10 protein-coding genes, 3 rRNA genes and 1 riboswitch are annotated in these 23,577 nt (G+C 47.6%); of the genes, 11 read left to right on the plus strand and 2 right to left on the minus strand.

All coding sequences use genetic code 11. The features are described 5' to 3' along the window. Positions 1-93 precede the first annotated feature (93 nt). The 11 genes from ACT89M_RS03600 (at position 94) to ACT89M_RS03650 (ending at position 19,849) form a co-directional block, all read left to right on the plus strand. Positions 94-1,377: a polysaccharide deacetylase family protein gene (locus tag ACT89M_RS03600; protein ID WP_487344998.1), complete on the plus strand. Its 1,284-nt coding sequence runs from the start codon at positions 94-96 to the stop codon at positions 1,375-1,377. A gap of 104 nt (positions 1,378-1,481) precedes the next feature. Beyond that, the gene (locus tag ACT89M_RS03605) at positions 1,482-2,474 is read left to right on the plus strand and encodes an AAA family ATPase (protein ID WP_308723507.1); all 993 of its coding nucleotides are present in this window, start codon (positions 1,482-1,484) and stop codon (positions 2,472-2,474) included. Continuing rightward, complete coding sequence (locus tag ACT89M_RS03610; protein ID WP_308723508.1) at positions 2,471-3,856, plus strand: DUF58 domain-containing protein; 1,386 nt, start codon at positions 2,471-2,473, stop codon at positions 3,854-3,856. Before ACT89M_RS03605 ends, ACT89M_RS03610 begins: the two co-directional genes overlap by 4 nt. Next, the gene (locus ACT89M_RS03615) at positions 3,798-6,458 is read left to right on the plus strand and encodes a DUF4129 domain-containing transglutaminase family protein (RefSeq protein WP_308723509.1); all 2,661 of its coding nucleotides are present in this window, start codon (positions 3,798-3,800) and stop codon (positions 6,456-6,458) included. The genes ACT89M_RS03610 and ACT89M_RS03615 overlap by 59 nt, the downstream gene beginning before the upstream one ends. Positions 6,459-7,181: 723 nt before the next feature. Then, entirely contained in the window at positions 7,182-8,720 is a 1,539-nt protein-coding gene (guaA, locus tag ACT89M_RS03620) for a glutamine-hydrolyzing GMP synthase (protein WP_154891960.1), read from the plus strand. 167 nt (positions 8,721-8,887) lie between these two features. After that, the gene (locus ACT89M_RS03625; protein WP_308723512.1) at positions 8,888-10,768 is read left to right on the plus strand and encodes a flagellin family protein; all 1,881 of its coding nucleotides are present in this window, start codon (positions 8,888-8,890) and stop codon (positions 10,766-10,768) included. A gap of 558 nt (positions 10,769-11,326) precedes the next feature. After that, positions 11,327-11,426, plus strand: a riboswitch (purine riboswitch). Between the two features lie 187 nt (positions 11,427-11,613). After that, positions 11,614-12,990: an NCS2 family permease gene (locus ACT89M_RS03630; protein WP_308723510.1), complete on the plus strand. Its 1,377-nt coding sequence runs from the start codon at positions 11,614-11,616 to the stop codon at positions 12,988-12,990. A 601-nt stretch (positions 12,991-13,591) separates the two neighbouring features. Next, positions 13,592-15,147, plus strand: a 16S ribosomal RNA gene (locus ACT89M_RS03635). A 309-nt stretch (positions 15,148-15,456) separates the two neighbouring features. Further along, positions 15,457-18,384: ribosomal RNA gene (locus ACT89M_RS03640) — 23S ribosomal RNA — on the plus strand. 140 nt (positions 18,385-18,524) lie between these two features. Continuing rightward, positions 18,525-18,641 (plus strand): 5S ribosomal RNA (gene rrf / locus ACT89M_RS03645). Together the 16S, 23S and 5S rRNA genes form the textbook arrangement of a ribosomal RNA operon. Before the next feature lie 209 nt (positions 18,642-18,850). Next, positions 18,851-19,849 carry a ketoacyl-ACP synthase III gene (locus tag ACT89M_RS03650; RefSeq protein ID WP_308723348.1) on the plus strand — a complete coding sequence of 333 codons (999 nt, stop codon included), beginning with the start codon at positions 18,851-18,853 and terminating at the stop codon, positions 19,847-19,849. Between the two features lie 137 nt (positions 19,850-19,986). On the opposite strand, the gene ACT89M_RS03655 is transcribed toward ACT89M_RS03650, so the two are convergent. Both ACT89M_RS03655 and ACT89M_RS03660 read right to left on the minus strand, forming a co-directional pair. Continuing rightward, positions 19,987-21,243 carry an S-layer homology domain-containing protein gene (locus ACT89M_RS03655; protein ID WP_186809872.1) on the minus strand — a complete coding sequence of 419 codons (1,257 nt, stop codon included), beginning with the start codon at positions 21,241-21,243 and terminating at the stop codon, positions 19,987-19,989. Positions 21,244-21,570: 327 nt separating this feature from the next. Next, a complete protein-coding gene (locus ACT89M_RS03660; protein WP_308723347.1) occupies positions 21,571-23,508 on the minus strand; it encodes an amidase family protein in 1,938 nt (645 codons plus the stop codon). Positions 23,509-23,577 lie beyond the last annotated feature (69 nt).

The raw sequence follows: 23,577 nt of genomic DNA on the forward strand, positions 1-23,577 counted from the left end.
CTCCATATAATTCTAACAAATCTGCTGAAGTCTATCAGCAAATTCAATAGAGTGCTGGAGGGTGAATTACAAATGGCGCAGGAATCTCACGAAATGATGCAACGAAATGGGCAACTTATGGAGCAGCAAACTTCAAATCGTTCCTGTGGGAAGGTACGTATGTGGAAGTGTTTATCGATATGGTTCACTCTCGCTACATTACTGCTGACAGATATGTTCGGAGCAAGCGTGCCGTCTGCCGCAGCAGCGGGGAAAAGTAAAACATCAGACAAGGTTGTCTATTTGAGCTTTGACGATGGCCCGGGCAAACATACGTCTGAGGTATTGAATATTTTACGCGATGAGGATGTTCCTGCTACTTTTTATGTGCTGGGAGAGCATGCAGAACGTATGCCGGGAATGATCAAACGAATCGTAAGTGAAGGACATGCCCTCGGCAATCATACATATAACCATGAATATAACGAGTTGTACCGGAACTTTGAAACGTTCTGGCAGCAGATTAAGCGCACGGAAGATATCATTAACAACATTGTAGGCTTTCGCCCTGCACTTGTCAGAGCGCCTGGTGGAACATACGGACATTTTGACCATACGTATTTTGATCTGTTGAAAAAGGGAGGATACGCTGTCATGGACTGGAACGTAGACAGCGGTGATTCCAAGCGGAGAAATGTGCCCGCTAGCGACATTGTCGCTCGTGCAACAGATGTGCCAGCAGGAATGTCTTCTGCTGTTGTGCTGATGCATGATGGAGGTGCGCATGCCGAGACAGTAAAGGCACTGCCGGATATCATTCAATACTACAAACAGCAGGGGTACCGTTTTGAAGTGATGCAGGCTTCAGACAAACCTGTTCAATTCCAGGTCAAACCTGCGGTGAAATATAAGTATCGCCAGTCTCCATCTGCTAGCTGGATTACCAAACATGTAAACACAAACGCTGCGCAATGGATCGTAGCCAAACCGCTCAAAATTGAATTGGGATATATGACCGTCGAACTCAAGCCGGACGAATATCGCTTCAAAGACCAGACGATAATGGTTCCCTTGCGAAGTTATATGAACAAGCTGGAAGGCAGTATAAGCTGGGATCAAACCTCAGGTACTGCAACCACATGGTGGAAGGATCGCATAGTCCAAATTAATCCGGCGATGGGTACATTGACGTCCAAACGATTGCATAATCAGGATGGCCTGACGGTTCAAGCTGTGATGGAGAGCCGTGAAGGCACGATCTGGGTATCAGCAGGTGATTTGATAGAGCAGCTTGGAGCAAAGCAGTATACAGTCCAATCCAAGGACAGTGAGTGGGTAATCACCGTGGAGCCACCTTGGACGTCTATGGAGCATGGACATTTTTATAGCATAATTTGAAAGAAGCAGAAGTTTATCTGACTATTCTCTCTACTTCCGGGCAACAATGAATCATAGATTATGATAATCACGATTCATAGGCAAGGAAGGAGAGTGTGGTTCAGATGACCAGAGTGCGAATAGAGCATGATCATGCTACCGAACTGTTAAAAAGGCTCAGCAATCGAATTGCTGATGTAATCATTGGCAAGAAACAGGAAATTCAATATATCATTGCTGCAATGCTTAGTGAAGGCCATGTTCTGTTGGAGGATGTACCGGGTACAGGAAAAACGATGCTGATTCGCACCGTGGCTTCATCATTAAGCTGTGCGATGGGGCGCATTCAATGTACATCCGATGTCATGCCAGCCGATGTGACGGGTGTATCTATATATCACGCCCCTACAGGAGAGTTCAGCTTCAGACCGGGGCCGCTGATGAACAATATCGTGCTTGCGGATGAGATTAATCGGGCATCTCCCCGTACACAGTCTTCGTTATTGGAAGCCATGGAGGAACGCAGTGTGACCGTAGACGGTACAACTCACGTATTGCCGAAGCCGTTTCTGCTGCTTGCAACACAGAACCCGTTGCAGTTTGAAGGCACCTATCGTTTGCCGGAAGCACAGTTGGATCGCTTCATGATGCGGATTACACTGGGATATCCCGAGCCGGAGCAGGAGGTAGAACTGCTTTCTCGTGAGCGTAGCAAGGATATGTTAGAGAACATGCGTCCGATTATGTTGGCTGAAGAAGTGGTGGCCATGCAACGTGAAGTGAGGCAGGTACATGTGGATGCCGTGATCAAGCAATATCTTGTCGCTGTCGCTGTGGCTACGAGAAGTCATGACGCCGTAAGACTGGGCATCAGTCCCCGTGGAACGCTGGCCTGGATGACAGCTGTACAGGCATATGCCTACTTACAAGGTCGCAGTTACGTTGTGCCAGATGATGTGCAATCCCTCGCTGTACCGGTTCTCGCCCACCGAATTCAGTTGAAATCAATGAACAGAGCGGACGGAAGCGCAGTGCAAGAGCAAGTCATCCGTGAAGTATTGTCGTCTGTGCCTGTACCCGTGGAGATGAGTGGGCAGGGAAGGGGACGACGCGCATGAGAGGGTTTCGCGGAAGTATAGCTCATATGTTAATGGCTGTTCTTCTGGGTGGTCTCTATTTCTGGCATGGTGGAAAATCAGCGTTGTTCTTGGCAACGGTATCCGTGCTTGTTGTGGTATATGGAATACTCCTACGTGTGTTTGGTCCCCGTCAGATTGTTATCAACAGACACTTACGACAAGGGCAGATCACAGCAGGAGAAAGCATCCGCGTTCGGGTTGAGTTACAGATGAAATGTCCGCTTCCATTATTATGGCTCATGGTATGTGATAACACCCCTGGAGGTATACATCGTAAATTGCTTTTTCCAGGCTTGAAAAGACGATGGTCTTATCAGTATGAGATAACAGGTCTTACCCGAGGAGTACATGTTTGGCAGGAAGGGCGAGTATACTGGGGGGATATTTTTGGGTGGAGTAGAGCCTACGCTACAATTAAGGGTGAAGAGCCTGTTGTGGTGGTGCCCGATACCGGGAATGCTACAACATCAATCTGGCCGGAAGTCTGGACGGATCATGGCGAAGGCGTGGGAGTGCAACATCCATTGCAAGGTATACCCGGAACAGAGATTCGTGAATATCAACAAGGGGATTCGTTTAACCGAATTCATTGGAAAAGCTCGGCGAGAAGCGGAAAGTTGCATACGCTGATTCCTGATATGCTGCAAAGTACCTCACTCGCAATCATGGTATACGAAGAATACTCAGGATATGAGGGGCTTGGAGTGGGAGAACGTAGTCAGAAAAGTCAGGAAGTGTTCGAACGAGCAGTGCTTGGTGCGGCGAGTTGGGTACGTGAGGCAACAGATGCACAAACGCCTTGTGAGCTTTGGTTAAGTGGGGATGAACTCGCAAGTAAACAGGACATGCCGTTAGAAGAGGACGCAAGGCATGAAGCACAAACAAACCGTAGTCGTAATGATGCTGGTGGAAGCCGGAGTGTTCATGGGCAACAAGCCAACAGTTTGGATCATGCGTTAAGACGGCTTGCTTATGCACGTTTACATCAGGAACAGGGATCGATTGGAGAGCAACTTGGCGTTGACAGATTGGAGCATCTTCCATACGGGTCAAGTATTCTGGTCTTTACCGGACAGCTGGATGAACGTTTGGTTGCATGGCTTGAATATGCGTCGGCACTTGGCTTCCAGGCGAGAGTCTATCTAACCATGAACGGACAGATGAGGGGCACGGCGGGTGACGGGAAGGAACAATCTGGTGCATCAGCTGTGCTGAGTCCGCCAGTAGTAGAGGCAAATCGTTCGCAAGTGTGGACTGAACGCCTTGTATCCAAAGGGGTAAAGATTGTCTATCAGGAGTCTATTGGAACCGTTGGGTCTTGGCATGGCGGAAAGGCAGGGATTGTTGATGTGGGAGCGTAAAATGAAACAGCAACCCGAATCTGCAGTTCTGTCTGGACAGTCAGTGCAGACACAGCGATCGGAATTAAATTCGCCGTTATTTTCATCTATGTATCTAACAACTCCTATGTTATATCTATGGCTTATCACAGCGGGATTGCTCGTATTGTGTATGGAATGGATATATCCTGTGACATCTGATGGTCAAGCAGGCAATGAGCGATTTTCGGCTGTCATGGCTGGCTATTCAGCCATCCTTCTATCCGTTGGCCTGCTGCGTACAGGCTGGATGGGCAGCATCGCGCTACGCATCCCTATGATATACGTTGCACTGTGTGTAATGTACGGAGGCAGTCATCCGATCGAATGGGGCTTATCCTACCCGGGGATACTTAATGCTGATCTGGGACAGTGGATCGATACAGGACGTTTTCGTGTGATGAGCAGGGAAACCAGAGGATTATTTATGTTGTGCGGCTGGAGTATGCTGCTCGCCTCGGTACAATATCTGGTATTACTTCGTCGCAGCATATCTCTGTTTGGCACGGGAACGTTAGTGTATCTGATCCTGCTGGAGAGTGTTGTCGGATATGATGCTTATGGCTCGGTGGTTCGTTCCGTATGCTGGCTACTGTGCATTCAGGGCATGCTTCACCTGCTGCGCCTTTCGGAAGGCACAGGTCATGAACGAAATGCGCAGGATCAGGGAATTGCACATGAAAGTAAAAATCGAGACATGATCCAAGGTGTAATTCGAGGTACACAACAAGGGATAAACGGAGGTGCAAACCAGGGTGAAAACCAAAGTGAAACCCAGGGTGTATATCCAAGCTCTCACAAAAAGGCGGCACGAAGTAAAAAGAACAGCGCTCATCGGATACGGAGTAAGATTTATCTATATTGGATAGCTGTATCTGTGGGCACGGCGGTCTGTGTGGTGTTGATATCTACACTTCCTGCACGGCTCAGTGTTGTGTCACCTGCCGGACAACTCTCTGTTTTGGATACGGTCGAACGTTTGGCTAGATGGGCAGGATACATTCCTTCAGGCAGTGTACCGGCTTCGCTGAGTGTGACGGGATATAGCACCGTTGATGCGCCTATGGGGGCACCCTTGGTACAAGGGAATGAACCTGTATTTGTGGCAAAAACGCCTGTCTCTACGTATTGGCGTGGGGAGACTCGTTCTTACTATAATGGCAGTGCCTGGAGTGATACGGAGCAGCGCTTCCGTTATGTCAACTCATCGGATCTGCTACGTTCCGATGGATGGGAGGAGCATCCGTACTGGCAGCGTGTTCGTCAGATCATCACGATGGAACGGGAGTGGCGTGGTCCGAATCCACTTTTTACGGGAGGGTTGCCGGTAAGTTTGTCTTTTCAAGATGGCGATGTCCTTAATAAAAAGAATGAAAAGCGACTGCTCTCTAATGAAGATACGGGCACATTGTGGCTTGCAGGAGGAAGAGACAGGAATGAGCTTGTCCAGCATTATACGGTAGATGTGATGGTGCCGAATGTGACACCGGAACAGCTTCGGCAACGTGCAGGGATGAATGGGAAGAGTGCTGGGAACGATGGGCAGGATAGTAAGGACGACAAGAAGAATTTTAACGTGAGCGAACTGAATCATGCTGGCGGGAATAATACATCCGATCCTGCCTCTATTCGCAGAAAAGATCTACAGCTTCCAGATACATTTCCGCAAAGGGTAAGGGATCTTGCTACTGAGATCATCGGTTCAAGTACAACACGGTATGATGCTGTGCAGGCCGTGCGCAGTTATCTGAAAGCGAACGCCCGTTACTCTCTGGATACCCGAATGCCGCCACGAGGGACGGATTTTGTGGATGATTTTTTATTTGTGACCCGTGCGGGGTATTGTAACCATTTTTCCACCGCCATGGTGGTGTTACTTCGTGCCGAAGGGATACCGGCACGTTGGGTGAAAGGCTACGCCCCAGGACAAGCTGACCCGCAGAACCCGGGGCAAGTGGTTGTCACCCAGGGGGATGCCCATTCCTGGGTGGAGGTGTATTTTCCCGGCGTGGGCTGGGTGCCGTTTGAGGCTACGCCGGGGTTTGATTCGGCGCAGGCTCTGGATGCCAGCGCCGCAGGGGTCGCCTCGGCGCAGCCAGGCGACGAAGCCCCGCTGCCGGGTGCAGGCAGCGGGCTGGAGCGTGCGGGCGCGTGGCTTGCCGCGCACACACGTGCCCTTGTCGCGGCGCCGTGGCCGGCCGCGACGGCACTTGCGGCAGCGGCGCTGCTGTGCGCCGCTGCATGGGCCTGCACGCGGCGGCTTCGCCCCGCACTGCGGCTTGGACTGCTGCTGGCGTGGCCGCGCAGCAGCTTCCCGGACCGCGAGCGGCTGCTGCAGGCTGCCGCTCCGGTCTGGCACGCGCTTGCGCGCCGGTACGGCCCGCGGCCGCCGGGCATGACGCTGCGGGAATACGCAGCGTCACCCGCCGTGGCCGCAGGCACGGACGGCGCGGACATCGCGCGCTTTGCAGCCGACTGGGAGCGGCTGCTATACGGGCCAGACCGTCCGCTGCGTGCGGACAGTCTCGATTTCTTGCGCCGGGCACTTCGCCTGGCCCGGCGTCCCCCAAGACGCCAGCGCTAAGTTCCTGACGAGTCTCGTTTGCCCAAGGGTGAACGAGATTTTTTAATTTACACCACCACTCTCTCTATCGAGGTGCCACGGAGCGGATGCTAACGAACCTGGTTGGAGGTGAATCAGGAAGATTACGATATTTCAATTTCCAAACTTCGTGGGGCCGCAATTGGACTTCGCAATTTCTAACGATCACCAGTGACGCTTATGTAGTCCTTTTTTGCCACTCTAAAATTCTAACGATCACCAGAAACCTTATTTACTTCAAATGATGTGGTTTTCGGAGGGTTTTGGTAGTTTTAGTCCAAATAGCGCTTCTGAGGATCGTTAGATTTTCAAACACAGCTTAGGATGCGAAATAAGGTTCGCTGTGATCGTTAGCGTGTTGAGATGCTTTTGCCGCTGCCTCTTGGCACATTTGCTTTGCTACTTTAATACCAACTTACCATCTTCACTGATAACGATGACTTTACGATGGCTTTTAATCTACGCACCCGACGGATGAAATCGGTTCTTTTATCCAATTATAAGAGTACACATGAGGTGGAGCATAAGTGCATGGTATATTGAACAAAATTTCATCCTGTACACTCTCCTTAAAGAATGGCATCGACTGTCGCTTTATGTCACATCTTCCCGTTACTTGCCTGAAAAATGGAGTTTCGTCTTTCCTTGACGGTAGGTTTTGTCGTTGCGTATAATTAGTTTCATTGAATTGAGGGAGGCACGGTAATGAATAAGCAAAATGAAATTGTGGTTGTCCTTGACTTTGGAGGCCAATACAACCAGTTAATCGCCAGAAGAATCCGGGATCTTGGCGTATACAGCGAGCTTTTGCCGTATAACACACCAGCGGAGAAAATTGCGGAACTTGCGCCAAAAGGAATTGTATTCTCCGGCGGCCCATCCAGCGTATATGCTGAAAATGCACCACACGTTGATCCGGGTGTCTATGACCTGGGCTTGCCCATCTTTGGTATCTGTTATGGTATGCAGCTCATGGCTCAGCAGCTTGAAGGGAAAGTAGAACGTTCCGAGAAGCGTGAGTACGGCAAAGCAGATCTTGAGTTTGCTGCCGGTGCAGCACTTGCTCAAGGTATCGAAGGTGAACATACCGTATGGATGAGTCATGGTGACCACGTTGTCACATTGCCTCCGGGCTTCAAACTGGATGCAGGAACGGAAAGTGCGCCAATCGCAGCGATGAGTAACGATGAGCGCAAATTGTATGCAGTGCAGTTCCACCCGGAAGTACGTCACTCCGTTCGCGGTAACGACATGATTCGTAACTTCCTGTTCGAAATCTGTGGTTGCGAAGGCAACTGGACGATGGAAACCTTCATTGATGACACGATTAGAGATATTCGTGAAAAAGTGGGCGACGGCAAAGTGTTGTGCGCGCTCAGCGGCGGTGTGGATTCTTCCGTTGTCGCAGCATTGTTGCACAAAGCAATCGGCGATCAGCTGACATGTATGTTTATCGACCACGGTCTGCTGCGTAAAGGTGAAGCAGAGAGCGTAATGGAGACATTTGTTGGCAAGTTCGATATGAAGGTTGTCAAAATCGATGCACAAGAACGTTTCATGTCCAAGCTGGCTGGCGTGGATGATCCGGAGCAAAAACGTAAAATTATCGGTAACGAGTTTATTTACGTATTTGATGAAGAGTCCAAGCAATTCGATGACTTCGAATTCCTGGCGCAAGGTACACTGTACACGGACATCGTGGAAAGTGGTACAGCAACAGCTCAAACTATCAAATCCCACCACAACGTGGGCGGTCTCCCAGAAGACATGAACTTCAAACTGATCGAACCATTGAACACCCTGTTTAAGGATGAAGTTCGTAAAGTAGGTACGGAGTGTGGCTTGCCAGACGAAATCGTACACCGTCAGCCTTTCCCTGGTCCGGGTCTTGCGATCCGTGTACTTGGGGAAGTGACGGAAGAGAAGCTGAAAATTGTTCGTGATTCCGACTACATCCTGCGTGAGGAAATCGCCAAAGCCGGTCTTGACCGTGAAATCTGGCAATACTTCACCGCCCTGCCTAACATGAAGAGTGTTGGCGTTATGGGTGATGCGCGTACCTATTCCTACACTGTAGGTATTCGTGCCGTAACATCCATCGATGGTATGACTGCAGACTGGGCACGTATCCCTTGGGATGTGCTGGAGAAAATCTCTGTACGGATCGTTAACGAAGTGGACAACGTAAACCGTATCGTCTATGACGTAACGTCCAAACCACCTGCAACGATCGAGTGGGAATAGAATAAAATTATATTATTGCATTGAACTTGTGCTCTCTACTATCCTTGTAGTATTAATGGATGTAGAGAGTATTTTATTTAGTAAATGGAATTTTTTATAGTTTCGATTCAAGTTTCTTTGATTTTTACCGATAATATTGTTGAGTAGGGGGATGTTAATTGAGAATAATGCACAATATTGCTGCAATGAAAAGTCTGAATCAATTAAATAACAATACTAAAGCCAGTTCAAAATCATTATCAAAATTGTCAACGGGTTTGAAAATTAATCAAGCAGCAGATGATGCTGCTGGACTTGTAATCTCAGAAAAAATGCGCGCGCAGATCCGAGGATTAGCTCAAGCGAGTAGAAATATAATGGATGGTGTTTCTTTGGTTCAAACGGCCGAAGGTGCACTTGGTAGTATCCAAGATCCTAATCTTCTAAGGCTTAAAGAACTTGCTGTCCAGTCTGCAAATGGAACATTAACGGACGCCGATCGTAAAATGATCCAATTAGAGACAGAACAAATTAAGCAAGATATAAATGAAATCGCTAATAATACATATTTTAATGGAATTAATTTGCTTAACGATGAGGCTAAAATACTCGAACCAATAAAGGGTGAGGTAAAGCTTAATTGGACTTATAATGCAGGTAGCAGGGAACTGTCTAAAACTGCGGATGGAGGTTATGTTGGAGTTGGTGGATCTGGTAGTTATTTCAAGATAAATGGTGAAGGAGTACCCATATGGTATGAATCGTTTACTTCCCTAAGAGTAGAAAGTATAAAGGAAACTAGAGATGGAGGTTATATTGTTTTAGCTAACAAATCATTGGCACCTGATGATGAAAAAATACAGATTATTAAACTAGATAGAAATTTAAACCGACAATGGGACTCTAGCATATCTGGAATATATACGATTGAAGGAAAAGAAGTTATTGAAACCAAGGATGGATCGTTTGTTGTTGCAGGAATTGGTTCAGGTATACAAAATTGGGACGGTATTGTTGCTAAATTTGATAGCATGGGTGTACAAATAGCGACTTCTGTTAATGGATCATCTCAATCCGTTCCTGTGGGGTATGGAGGAGACGAGTTTAGTAAAATTATTGAAACGGCTGATGGGGGATTTTTAGCTGTCGGTAAGTCTAGTCTGAAAATTGGAAGTGTTTATTCAGATGACTCAAGTTGGATTATGAAATATGATAAGGATTTAAGACCGCAATGGGATCTAAGGGTGGGATCTACAGGGGATGATGAAGGACTGGATGCAATTGCAACAAGTGACGGTGGGGCAATCATTGTAGGTTCATATAATGATTCCACAAAAAGAAGTGGATTAATATACAAGGTAGATCAAGCGGGGAATATTGTTTGGCAAAAAAACATGTCTAACCAAACGTCTCAAGATAGTGTGTTACATAGTATTGTACAAGGAACCGATGGCAACTACGTAGTCGCAGGAAGAATGGATGGGAAATATCACATATCCATGTTTAATTCTAGTGGAACGGAAATTGCTGTATTTGCTATTGAAGGTGGCTCTGACTATTCACATAGTTACAGTTTGATAAGCAATGCCGATGGAAGTTACACAATGTCCAGTCTAGATACACTGGCTAGCAACGACATTATTAATTTTAACTTGGAGAATATATCTGGACCTCGTAGAACTCTTGAATTACAAGTAGGTCCTAATCATGGGGAAACGTTTCATATTTCTTTAACAGATGCTCGGACAAAAGCACTTGGTATTGATGATATCAATCTTGATACAAAGGATAACGCAAATGCAGCACTATTAAAAATTGATCAAGCGATGCACCTCGTTTCTAGAGAACGTTCAAAATTTGGAGCTTACCAGAATACCTTGGAACATATATACAATAATATATCGAACTATGAACTTAACATTACTTCGGCAGAGTCCCGAATCAGAGATGCAGATGTGGCTACTGAAATGATAAAGTTTACGCAAAAAAATATTTTGTCCCAAGCAGCGCAAGCTATGCTCGCACAAGCTAATTCACAACCGCAGGAGATATTACAATTATTAAAATAAGGAGTTCATCGCTGCTCTAACTTCGTCTAAACCTTCTTTCATTTTCAAAATAAACGATGAACGTACAATGTTTACGTTTCGAACTGAAATTGCTCCGATTGGAGATCAAATCAGCATAGGTTTGATAAAGAAAGTTTCACTTTTGAACATGTCATAGTCATACCGAGTTTAACATATCTATTTACGGCTTACCTTGAGAATCGAGGGCTTTTCTTTTAATCAGAATGAAGGGTGAGCTTGTAAAGAATTAAAGAACTGAAAATGTTGCCCTCCCTTATCATAAAAAAATATATTAAAGAAGCCACCTTGTGTATTGTGATAATAAATGGGGTGGCTTTTGATGTTTCTCAGCAGAAGCTCTGATCTTAAATGGTATATTGAAAATATGTACATAATCTCGTCAGAATTCACAATCAATTGTATTTGGAATTGGGTTGTAAATCGCTGAATTGGTTTGATTTGTTAAATAATACGAACGTTTTTAGTTGTTTTGAATATAATATTCGTTTTTATCATTGACAAAATTGAAGCTCCCTCCTAAAATGATGATGGGAAACAAACAAATAGCGCATACTAATTCGTATAATCCTGGGGATTGGCCCGGGAGTCTCTACGAGATCACCCTAATGATCTGGCTACGAAGAGGAGCAGGCTAAGCACATGAATTCTACATGACTGCGGCGGGATATCACCCGTGCACATTAGAATTTTTTTTGTTCTTGGTCAACGGGCCGTCTGCCTGCTTCTGGTCAAGCTGAACTCTGGGGAAAGTACTTCTCAGGGTCATTTGTCGTTTTTCAATATAACTTATGGCTTCAACATCTCTAAGGAGGAGTTAGTGAATTATGGATCGTTTCTTTAAACTCAAAGAAAACGGAACAACTGTTAGAACGGAGATTGTTGCGGGTCTGACCACCTTTATGACAATGGCTTACATTCTTTTTGTAAACACATTGTTCTTAGGACAAAATGGGGCAGGGATGTCCGACAATGCAGTATTCTTTGCAACAGCCGTCGGCGCTGGATTGATGACAATTATTATGGGGTTGTTCGTGAACGTTCCGATCGCTCTTGCTCCGGGTATGGGGTTGAATGCATACTTTATGACTGTGGTTTTGAGCTCCAATGGTGCAATTAGCTGGCAGGCAGCCCTCGGTGCTGTGTTCCTTTCGGGTATCGTGTTCATTATTCTGACCGTGACTCGAGTTCGGCAAATGTTGCTTGTTGCAGTTCCACAATCCATTAAAATGGCAATCACCGTAGGTATCGGTCTTTTTATTACGATTATTGGTTTTAAACTCGCCAATCTGGTGGCAGTAACCGTGAATGTTGCACCGGATGCAGATTTGAGCCAGCCGATTCCAGGTAGTAGCTTCAACTTGTCTCTTGGAAACTTTATTACACATCATGATGCATTGCTCGCTTTGATTGGTTTGCTACTGATTGCGGTCCTTATGGTAATGCGTGTTAAAGGTGCTTTGTTGATTGGTATCGTAGCAACAACGCTGATTGGTATTCCAATGGGGGTAACCAATTTGAGTGGTCTGTCCAGTGCAAGCTGGCTGCCTAACTTCAGTGACCTAGCTGTCGGGCAACTTGATCTGAAAGGTGCAATTAGCCTTGGATTGTTCGAAATCATCTTCATTTTCACATTCGTTGAACTGTTTGATACCTTCGGTACGATGGTTGGGACGGCAACACGTATGGGGATTATGAAGGATAAAGCTAAAGGTGAGAAAACGATTGGTAAAGCTATGCTCGTCGATGCTGTCGGTGTCAGCGCAGGTGCGGCACTGGGTACAAGTACGATTACGGCTTATGTTGAAAGTGCTTCGGGTGTTGAAGCTGGTGGGCGTACAGGATTAACCTCGGTAACGACAGGTCTGTTGTTCATTCTTGCTTTGTTTATCGCGCCACTTGCTTTGGTTGTTCCTTCTGCGGCAACGGCTCCAGCTCTGATTATTGTAGGTGTACTTATGATGAGCCAAGTTCGTAGTATTGAGTGGGATGATTTTTTGCAGGCTTTCCCTGCATTCCTTACTATTGTACTGATGCCATTTACAGGCGGGATTGCGAACGGGATCTCTGCAGGTATCGTATCCTATGTTATTTTGGCTGTGTTCAGTAACTTGGTTACTGAGCGTAAAGTGAAAGTGCATTGGTTGATGTGGGTGCTGGCCGTTATCGTTATATGCCGTTACGTGTTTATCGGTGGAGAATAAGTTTGGTTTATATATGAAGAAAGCGGAGCTACGATATCACATCGAGCTTCGCTTTTTTTGTTTCTTCTATATAAGAGTTTGAAACGTGAGATAAAAAGTGGATCAGTTCAAAACCTTTTAGTTGCTCCGACTCAGAGAAAAAGAGTCGTGTATGAAATGATATGGTCATTCAGGTGGATAAGATAATTCCAGACAAAGTTAACCTGAAATGCATGTTCTCGTGAGAATGATAAATTGTTCAGATGTTTTTAAAATAATGCTTTACAAGTGGTGGCGATACGTGGTATATTCTTATTCCAGCCAAGAAAACACAGTTTACACGGTGCGGCAAGCCATTGAAAACAAGCTTCGAAAGAAACTTGAAAAAAAGAACTTGCAAAGTTGGTTCGGACATGATATTATATAAGAGTTGCTGAAACGAACTGGTTTCGGTAGAGAGGACAAGTTTGATCTTTGAAAACTGAACAACGAGTGAGTATACATTCTGCTTGCAGAATGAACAAATGAGATTTTAATCTCGTCAGATTCAAAATGAGCTTATCGCTCTTTTCAATACCCCGATGAGTTTCACAGCGTTTAACGACGCTGACGAAATTCATCTTTATTGGAGAGTTTGATCCTGGCTCAGGACGAACGCTGGCGGCATGCCTAATACATGCAAGTCGAGCGGACTTGAAGAGAAGCTTGCTTCTCTGATGGTTAGCGGCGGACGGGTGAGTAACACGTAGGCAACCTGCCCTCAAGCTTGGGACAACTACCGGAAACGGTAGCTAATACCGAATACTTGTTTTCTTCGCCTGAAGAGAACTGGAAAGACGGAGCAATCTGTCACTTGGGGATGGGCCTGCGGCGCATTAGCTAGTTGGTGAGGTAACGGCTCACCAAGGCGACGATGCGTAGCCGACCTGAGAGGGTGATCGGCCACACTGGGACTGAGACACGGCCCAGACTCCTACGGGAGGCAGCAGTAGGGAATCTTCCGCAATGGGCGAAAGCCTGACGGAGCAATGCCGCGTGAGTGATGAAGGTTTTCGGATCGTAAAGCTCTGTTGCCAGGGAAGAACGCTTGGGAGAGTAACTGCTCTCAAGGTGACGGTACCTGAGAAGAAAGCCCCGGCTAACTACGTGCCAGCAGCCGCGGTAATACGTAGGGGGCAAGCGTTGTCCGGAATTATTGGGCGTAAAGCGCGCGCAGGCGGTCATGTAAGTCTGGTGTTTAATCCCGGGGCTCAACCCCGGATCGCACTGGAAACTGTGTGACTTGAGTGCAGAAGAGGAGAGTGGAATTCCACGTGTAGCGGTGAAATGCGTAGAGATGTGGAGGAACACCAGTGGCGAAGGCGACTCTCTGGGCTGTAACTGACGCTGAGGCGCGAAAGCGTGGGGAGCAAACAGGATTAGATACCCTGGTAGTCCACGCCGTAAACGATGAGTGCTAGGTGTTAGGGGTTTCGATACCCTTGGTGCCGAAGTTAACACATTAAGCACTCCGCCTGGGGAGTACGGTCGCAAGACTGAAACTCAAAGGAATTGACGGGGACCCGCACAAGCAGTGGAGTATGTGGTTTAATTCGAAGCAACGCGAAGAACCTTACCAGGTCTTGACATCCAACTAACGAGGCAGAGATGCGTTAGGTGCCCTTCGGGGAAAGTTGAGACAGGTGGTGCATGGTTGTCGTCAGCTCGTGTCGTGAGATGTTGGGTTAAGTCCCGCAACGAGCGCAACCCTTATATTTAGTTGCCAGCACTTCGGGTGGGCACTCTAGATAGACTGCCGGTGACAAACCGGAGGAAGGTGGGGATGACGTCAAATCATCATGCCCCTTATGACCTGGGCTACACACGTACTACAATGGCCGGTACAACGGGCTGCGAAATCGCGAGATGGAGCCAATCCCAACAAAGCCGGTCTCAGTTCGGATTGCAGGCTGCAACTCGCCTGCATGAAGTCGGAATTGCTAGTAATCGCGGATCAGCATGCCGCGGTGAATACGTTCCCGGGTCTTGTACACACCGCCCGTCACACCACGAGAGTTTATAACACCCGAAGTCGGTGGGGTAACCGCAAGGAGCCAGCCGCCGAAGGTGGGATAGATGATTGGGGTGAAGTCGTAACAAGGTAGCCGTATCGGAAGGTGCGGCTGGATCACCTCCTTTCTATGGAGAATCGTTTCCCGCGTGGAAACATTCAAATATGCAGCTCAGCTGCAAACCACTCACTCGTTGCTCAGTTTTGAGAGCTCAAACTCTCAAACAGCTTGCTTATTATGAAGCTTGTTCTTTGAAAACTAGATATCGAAACGAAACAAACGCGAATTAGAACATTCCTTTTTAGCTGAACTTGTGTATAACAAGTGTCAATAAAAATGGTAGATAATGCAGTTGCGATGGTATCGGGTGGGAGCGACTTTTGGCTTTGGACGTAGTCCAAAACAAGGGAAGCGAGCAAACGAAACCGGAGCATATGGTTAAGCTACTAAGAGCACACGGAGGATGCCTAGGCGCTAGGAGCCGATGAAGGACGTGGCGAACAACGAAACTGCCTCGGGGAGCTGTAAGCAAGCTTTGATCCGGGGATGTCCGAATGGGGAAACCCAGCTGGGGTAATATCCAGTTACTCTTGTCTGAATACATAGGGCAAGTAGAGGCATACCAGGGGAACTGAAACATCTAAGTACCCTGAGGAAGAGAAAACAATAGTGATTCCGTCAGTAGCGGCGAGCGAACGCGGAGAAGCCCAAACCAAAGAGCTTGCTCTTTGGGGTTGTGGGACGTCTCACATGGAGTTACAAAGGAACCGGTTAAGCGAAGAGGTCTGGAAAGGCCCGCCAAAGAAGGTAAAAGCCCTGTAATTGAAAGTCTGTTCCCTCCGAGACGGATCCCGAGTAGTGCGGGGCACGTGAAACCCCGTATGAATCCGGCAGGACCATCTGCCAAGGCTAAATACTTCCTAGCGACCGATAGTGAAGCAGTACCGTGAGGGAAAGGTGAAAAGCACCCCGGAAGGGGAGTGAAATAGAACCTGAAACCGTGTGCTTACAAAAAGTCAGAGCCCGTTTTAGGGGTGATGGCGTGCCTTTTGTAGAATGAACCGGCGAGTTACGTTCCCGTGCAAGGTTAAGGTGAAGAGCCGGAGCCGCAGCGAAAGCGAGTCTGAATAGGGCGAATGAGTACGTGGACGTAGACCCGAAACCGGGTGATCTACCCCTGTCCAGGGTGAAGGTGCGGTAACACGCACTGGAGGCCCGAACCCACGCATGTTGAAAAATGCGGGGATGAGGTGGGGGTAGCGGAGAAATTCCAATCGAACTCGGAGATAGCTGGTTCTCCCCGAAATAGCTTTAGGGCTAGCCTCGGAAAACAGAGTCGTGGAGGTAGAGCACTGATTGGGTGCGGGGCCCGCAAGGGTTACCAAGCTCAGTCAAACTCCGAATGCCATAGACTTACTTCCGGGAGTCAGACAGTGAGTGCTAAGATCCATTGTCAAAAGGGAAACAGCCCAGACCATCAGCTAAGGTCCCCAAGTGTGTGTTAAGTGGGAAAGGATGTGGAGTTGCACAGACAACCAGGATGTTGGCTTAGAAGCAGCCACCATTGAAAGAGTGCGTAATAGCTCACTGGTCGAGTGACTCTGCGCCGAAAATGTAACGGGGCTAAACACACCACCGAAGCTATGGCTTGATGCTTTGCATCAGGGGTAGGGGAGCGTTGTATAAGGGTTGAAGGTGTACCGTAAGGAGCGCTGGACATTATACAAGTGAGAATGCCGGTATGAGTAACGAAAAGATCAGTGAGAATCTGATCCGCCGAAAGCCTAAGGGTTCCTGAGGAAGGCTCGTCCGCTCAGGGTAAGTCGGGACCTAAGGCGAGGCCGAAAGGCGTAGTCGAAGGACAACAGGTCGAAATTCCTGTACCACCGTAAATCGTTACGAGCGATGGGGGGACGCAGTAGGGTAGTGACGCAGGCTGATGGATGCCTGTCCAAGCAGTAAGGCTGGTTAGTAGGCAAATCCGCTAACCGTAAGGCTGAGCTGTGATGGGGAGTGAAAATTACAGTAGCGAAGGTCATGATCTCACACTGCCAAGAAAAGCCTCTAGCCAGATGAAGGTGCCCGTACCGCAAACCGACACAGGTAGGCGAGAAGAGAATTCTAAGGCGCGCGGAAGAACTCTCGTTAAGGAACTCGGCAAAATGACCCCGTAACTTCGGGAGAAGGGGTGCCCCGGTAGTGTGAATAGCACGAGGGGGCCGCAGTGAAAAGGCCCAAGCGACTGTTTAGCAAAAACACAGGTCTGTGCGAAGCCGTAAGGCGAAGTATACGGGCTGACGCCTGCCCGGTGCTGGAAGGTTAAGGGGAGTGGTTAGGGAGTAATCCCGAAGCTGTGAACCGAAGCCCCAGTAAACGGCGGCCGTAACTATAACGGTCCTAAGGTAGCGAAATTCCTTGTCAGGTAAATTCTGACCCGCACGAATGGCGTAACGACTTGGGCGCTGTCTCAACGAGAGATCCGGTGAAATTTTAATACCTGTGAAGATGCAGGTTACCCGCGACAAGACGGAAAGACCCCATGGAGCTTTACTGCAGCTTGATATTGAATTTGGGTACGATCTGTACAGGATAGGTGGGAGCCTTTGAAGCGTGAGCGCCAGCTTGCGTGGAGGCACCGTTGGGATACCACCCTGATCGTATCTAGGTTCTAACCTGGTACCGTAAACCGGTGCGGGGACAGTGTCAGGTGGGCAGTTTGACTGGGGCGGTCGCCTCCTAAAGAGTAACGGAGGCGCCCAAAGGTTCCCTCAGAATGGTTGGAAATCATTCGAAGAGTGCAAAGGCATAAGGGAGCTTGACTGCGAGACCTACAAGTCGAGCAGGGACGAAAGTCGGGCTTAGTGATCCGGTGGTACCGCATGGAAGGGCCATCGCTCAACGGATAAAAGCTACCCTGGGGATAACAGGCTTATCTCCCCCAAGAGTCCACATCGACGGGGAGGTTTGGCACCTCGATGTCGGCTCATCGCATCCTGGGGCTGAAGTAGGTCCCAAGGGTTGGGCTGTTCGCCCATTAAAGCGGTACGCGAGCTGGGTTCAGAACGTCGTGAGACAGTTCGGTCCCTATCTGTCGTGGGCGTAGGAAATTTGAGAGGAGCTGTCCTTAGTACGAGAGGACCGGGATGGACGTACCGCTGGTGTACCAGTTGTTCCGCCAGGAGCACCGCTGGGTAGCTATGTACGGACGGGATAAGCGCTGAAAGCATCTAAGCGTGAAGCCCCCCTCAAGATGAGATTTCCCAGTATGTAAGACCCCTTGAAGACGACGAGGTAGATAGGCTGGGGGTGGAAGTGCAGTAATGCATGGAGCTGACCAGTACTAATCGGTCGAGGGCTTATCCAATATGCAAGTTGTAAATCGCGTGCGTTTCGTTTCGAATCTAGTTTTCAGAGAACAACACTCTGAATATGCGCTGAACCATTCATCCACACCGCTGTGATGGACCGAATGGAACGCGAATGCATTTGTTTCACAAATGCTCGTTTGGTGGCGATGGCGGAGGGGTTCCACACGTACCCATCCCGAACACGACCGTTAAGCCCTCTAGCGCCGATGGTACTTGGACCGCAGGGTCCTGGGAGAGTAGGACGCCGCCAAGCAAAGCAAAGACATACTTGATGAAAATCAGGTGTGTCTTTTTTTTACATACTTATCCTGTTTAATTGTTGAATAGTTCAAGAAATTGGGCTGTTTTTTTGTATTGTCAGCGTCTGGTTAATAAATAGTAGTCTCCTACAGAATAAAATTAGTACCAAGTACTAAGACTTAGTGCTATAATAATAAAAAAACATTCGAGGTGATCTCTGCTATGAATCATCAATCTAAAGCAACAATAACAGCAATGGGTACATATGTACCTGATCGGATACTAAGCAATGCAGATTTGGAAAAGATGGTCGATACAAGTGATGAATGGATTGTACAGCGAACAGGCATGAGAGAGCGCCGGATTGCAGGAGAACATGAATTTGTATCAGAACTGGCTACAAAAGCCGTGGAGGATATGGTGCGTCGTTACGAGGTGAAGATCACCGATGTTGATATGATTCTTTTTGCAACAAGTACACCCGAGTATGCTTTCCCAAGTTCGGCTTCACGAGTCCAGGCAAACCTGGGTATTCTCCAGACGGGAGTGCTTGATCTGAACGCGGCTTGCGCCGGCTTCACATACGGTATGCAATTGGCAGATAGTCTGGTGACCAGTGGGATGTATCGTAAGGTACTCGTTATCGGGGCTGAGACGTTATCCAAAATAACAGACTATACCGATCGAACAACGTGCGTGTTGTTTGGAGATGGAGCCGGTGCGTTTCTGGTAGAACGTGCTTCTGACCAGGGTGACTTTAAGTCTGTCATTTCTGGGACACAAGGGGAAGGTGGTATGCACCTATACAAAAGCGGACTTTCTACAGAGATGGATGGTCATCAGTTGAATGCCGAAGGAAATTTGGTGCAGAACGGAAGAGAGGTCTACAAATGGGCAGTCCGCATGGTCCCGGAACAATTAGCTGAGCTTATTACGAGAGCTGAAATGTCACCTGAGCAGATCGATTGGTTTGTTCCGCACAGTGCCAATATGCGCATGATTGAAGCGATGTGTGAACGTGGGCCGATTCCGCTCGAACGTACATTAACGAGTATGGAGTACCGGGGGAATACTTCTGCGGCCTCAATTCCACTTGCATTGCAGATTGCAGTGGATGAAGGGAAGCTGAGACATGGGCACAACGTTGCGCTGTTTGGTTTTGGAGGCGGGCTAACGTACTCGGGTCTAGTTGTTCGATGGGGTGTGCCGGATAGGGCGTAAATGTAAATCTACCAAGGTATCTGATGAATTAGACTTCAGTTCAGTTTTCATAGCTAGCATCAAAGGAAAAAAAGGTAGAACTCAGTAATCTGAGCTCTACCTTATATTTGCTATTTCCCAATTATTACTCATCAACGTTACTGTTCAAACTCTTCATAACTTTCATCTTCCCATAATGTATTGAACACACTAAAATCAGTCCATTTACCCGAGAAATAAAAAAACAAATCTAACTTTTCGAAAAATTCATTACCTTCAATTTCCCCCTGATCTACAATGGGTTTGCCTGTCCTGCGTAAAATGGGGTATACCTCTGCATAATCTGCCCCGTCAAACGCGATCATAATAGGTGCATCAAGTACGCTTAATTGTTCATAAGAGTAGGTTATACTCTCGCCGTTCACAATGACTTTCAGATCAACCGGTTCTGTTGCGCTGATTGCCAGATAGGCGGTAGAAATGTTGTCTGTACTAACAAGTGCCACATTATCAGATATAAGACTGCCATGCGCAGAATTTCTATAGACGTACTCACGATTTAACTCTCTTGGAATCAGTTCGTCTTTGGTAGGCTGATGTTTGTAGCCTTTCCCGCCATAAAAATTGTAGATGCGTTGCAGGATAACCACAGTTTCAGCTAACGTTACCTTTTGATTCGGATAAAATTTCCCTTTGGCATCGGGTTTCATAATGCCTGCTTCGGCGAAGTTGAGTAAAGCACGGATTTTTACATAGTCAAGCTCAGACCCAATATATGGATTCTGTTTTTTTGGTTGAATTAAACCAAATTGCGCAGCTAACAGTTGATGGGCAAAATCCCATTTTTCATATTCTTCAGAAGAAGAGAAACTCTTTATCGGGATATCTTTAAATGATTTCATATGAGCTAATGCTTTTTTATCATTTACTTCGTCCAAATGGTTCCCAGTTTCAGGGAATAGTGTACTCATGGCGATTAACAAATCCCAGCGAGACAATTCTTTCGTGGGTAGATAAGTGAATGTATAGTTGTGATAATTAATCTGGTCTGCCGCTGCGATCATACCCGAAGGATTACTCGGAATGCTACCGTACACATCTCTAAAAATGGAATAATAGGTGCTCCCTTCTGGTACGCCTGGAATTTCGATTTTTTTATCGGGTTCAACACGAAATTCCTTGAATAAGGTATGTATCATTTGGGTTAATTCGGCTTTGGACACCGTTTGGTTTAAACGATCTGCTTCCTGTTCGTAGCTTTGCATGACACCGTGAGAGGCCATGAATTCTACAGCGGGCTTAGCCCACTTATATTTCTTGGCATTAGTAGTTGTGGCAGCACTGGCCGTTGATGTGGCAAAAAGGGAGAAACTGAGCACGGTAATAAGTAGCATATGCCATCTTGAATAATTCATCCAAAACCTCCTGTTATTGTGTGGTTCAAACGATGTATAAGTAGTAAACTTCCTCATACATATTGTAGACTACAAATCAATATCTGGGCAATTTGAAAATATAGATCGAAAAACACCCCGATTCACAGAATCGTGAATGGGGGTGCATGTTTAATGAAGAATGTTCAATACAGGGACAGGATTGAAATATGAGAACTTGTTTCGATTGATAAGAACTTGTTTCGATTGATAAGAACTTGGCTTGATTTATGAGGACTTATCACCGAATTGGTTATCAGCAACAGAAGTATGAGTGCTCTTGCTCGTATATCATCAGTCATCAAGAAGTTAAGGCGTTAACTTGGGTGCTTGGCGATGGTGTGTACCTTGTTCGTAGCTGTAAGCCAGCTTGATCAGTGTACCTTCGTCAAAGGCGCGGCCCAGGAATTCCAAGCCTACAGGCAAGCCATCCGTTGTGAAGCCAGCCGGTACAGTAATAGATGGGAAGCCGGAGAATGGGCTTAGACGATTGTTGGCACCAGAAGTTTGTCCTTTGCCGATCACGCCAGCAGCTTGTGTTGATGTAGGATAGATGATTGCATCCAAATGGTTATCCGCCATGACTTTCAGTAAGGAATCACGAGTAATTTGAGTACGCTTGAGGACGATATCTTTGTACTCTGATGTATCTAGCGTATCCCGTGCGTCCCGTGCTTTCATGGATTGTTCTTGGGATTTATCAAATTGACCGGATGCGATGATCTCGGACAGGCTATGATACGGCGCGTTGTCACCTAGAGAACCCAGATAGTCATTCAGCTGGAATTTGAACTCATAGCCACTGAGGCTAGGATATTTATTGATCTCTGCAAAGTTAGGAATGGAGATTGGTACCGCGGTAGCGCCGAGTGATTTCAGTTCTTCAACAGCGGCATTGATGACGTCGGCAACCGCTTTTTCCTCCGCTTTGGTGCTTGGGATGAGTTCGGGAGCTACACCGATTCGAGCACCCTTCAGTCCGTTCGCGTCCAGGAAGTCTGTGTAACTGGAAGGGATTTTGCCTACCGCGTAAGCCGTGGCAACATCTTTTTTATCATAACCAACGGTAGCATCCAGCATGATTGCCGCATCACTTACGGTACGTGCCATCGGCCCACCAACGTCTTGTGTCAGTGCGAGTGGAATAATGCCTTCTCGGCTGGAGAGGCCAATGGTTGGACGAATGCCAACAAGGCTGTTAAAGCTGGACGGTATGCGGATGGACCCACCTGTATCGGTGCCCATACCTGCTGCAGCGAAGTTCGCGGCAATGGCCGCACCTGTTCCGCCACTCGATCCGCCCGGATAATGATCAAGAGCGTAAGGGTTAAGCGTTTGTCCTCCCAGTGAGCTTGATGTTGTGATGCCAAAAGCAAACTCATGCAGGTTGGTTTTGCCCAAAATAATGGCTCCCGCTGCTTTCAGCTTCTTCACCTGCTCTGCATCATGGGCCGGAATAGAGTCCTTCAGACAGATACAGCCAGCCGTGGTGGGCATGTCTTTGGTATCAAAGTTATCCTTCACCAGGATCGGGATACCGTGAAGCGGGCCTCGAGGTCCCTGAGCTGTGCGCTCTTCATCTAGTTGCTCTGCGATTTTAAGCGCATCCGGGTTCAGATTGAGGACAGCATTAATGCTGACACCTTGATCATCGTATTTCGCGATACGATCCAGATAATGTTGCACTAGCTCTTTGGATGTCAGTTTACCTTGTGCCATGGCGTTCTGCATATCCATGATCGTGGCTTCTTCGGGCACAAACGGTTTTATGTAGATATAGATACGATCTTTCAAAATAGAGACGTCGTTCGCTGTAAGTACAGCGTTAGGTAAGAAAAGAGAGTCCGTATAGCCTTTCATTAGTCCGGCGGCATTCAGGGCGCCGACGGCACTGGCATACTCGGACTGCTTCGGCACATCCTTGAAGGATGCCGGAGCAGTGTCCAGCTTGAGCCATTGCTGCAAGGCAAGTGCAGCATCTTGGCGTGATATTGTCGCACCGGAGAGCTTGTCCATGGTAAAAGGTACACCTGCAAGTGTAGCGGCTTCTTCCATGGCCTGAACGAAGGTTGCGGCACTGACCGGCGCTTTCCCTGTAAGGGCGGCGACGGTGGAGGTTTGGCTTGGAGGAGTTGCAGCGGCGGCGAAAGCCGAAGGTACAGCAGTTCCTCCCCACGTTGCGGCAACCACGGTTCCCGCGAGTAATAAGGTCCCGCCTTTTTTCAATACAGATCCATGATAAGTCATGCATCCACGCTCCCTTCTGTGTCTAAGATGATGTGTGTGTGTTAGCAATCTTTGTATAATGCTTTTGCA

The organism is Paenibacillus sp. NN59 (genome assembly GCF_057597225.1).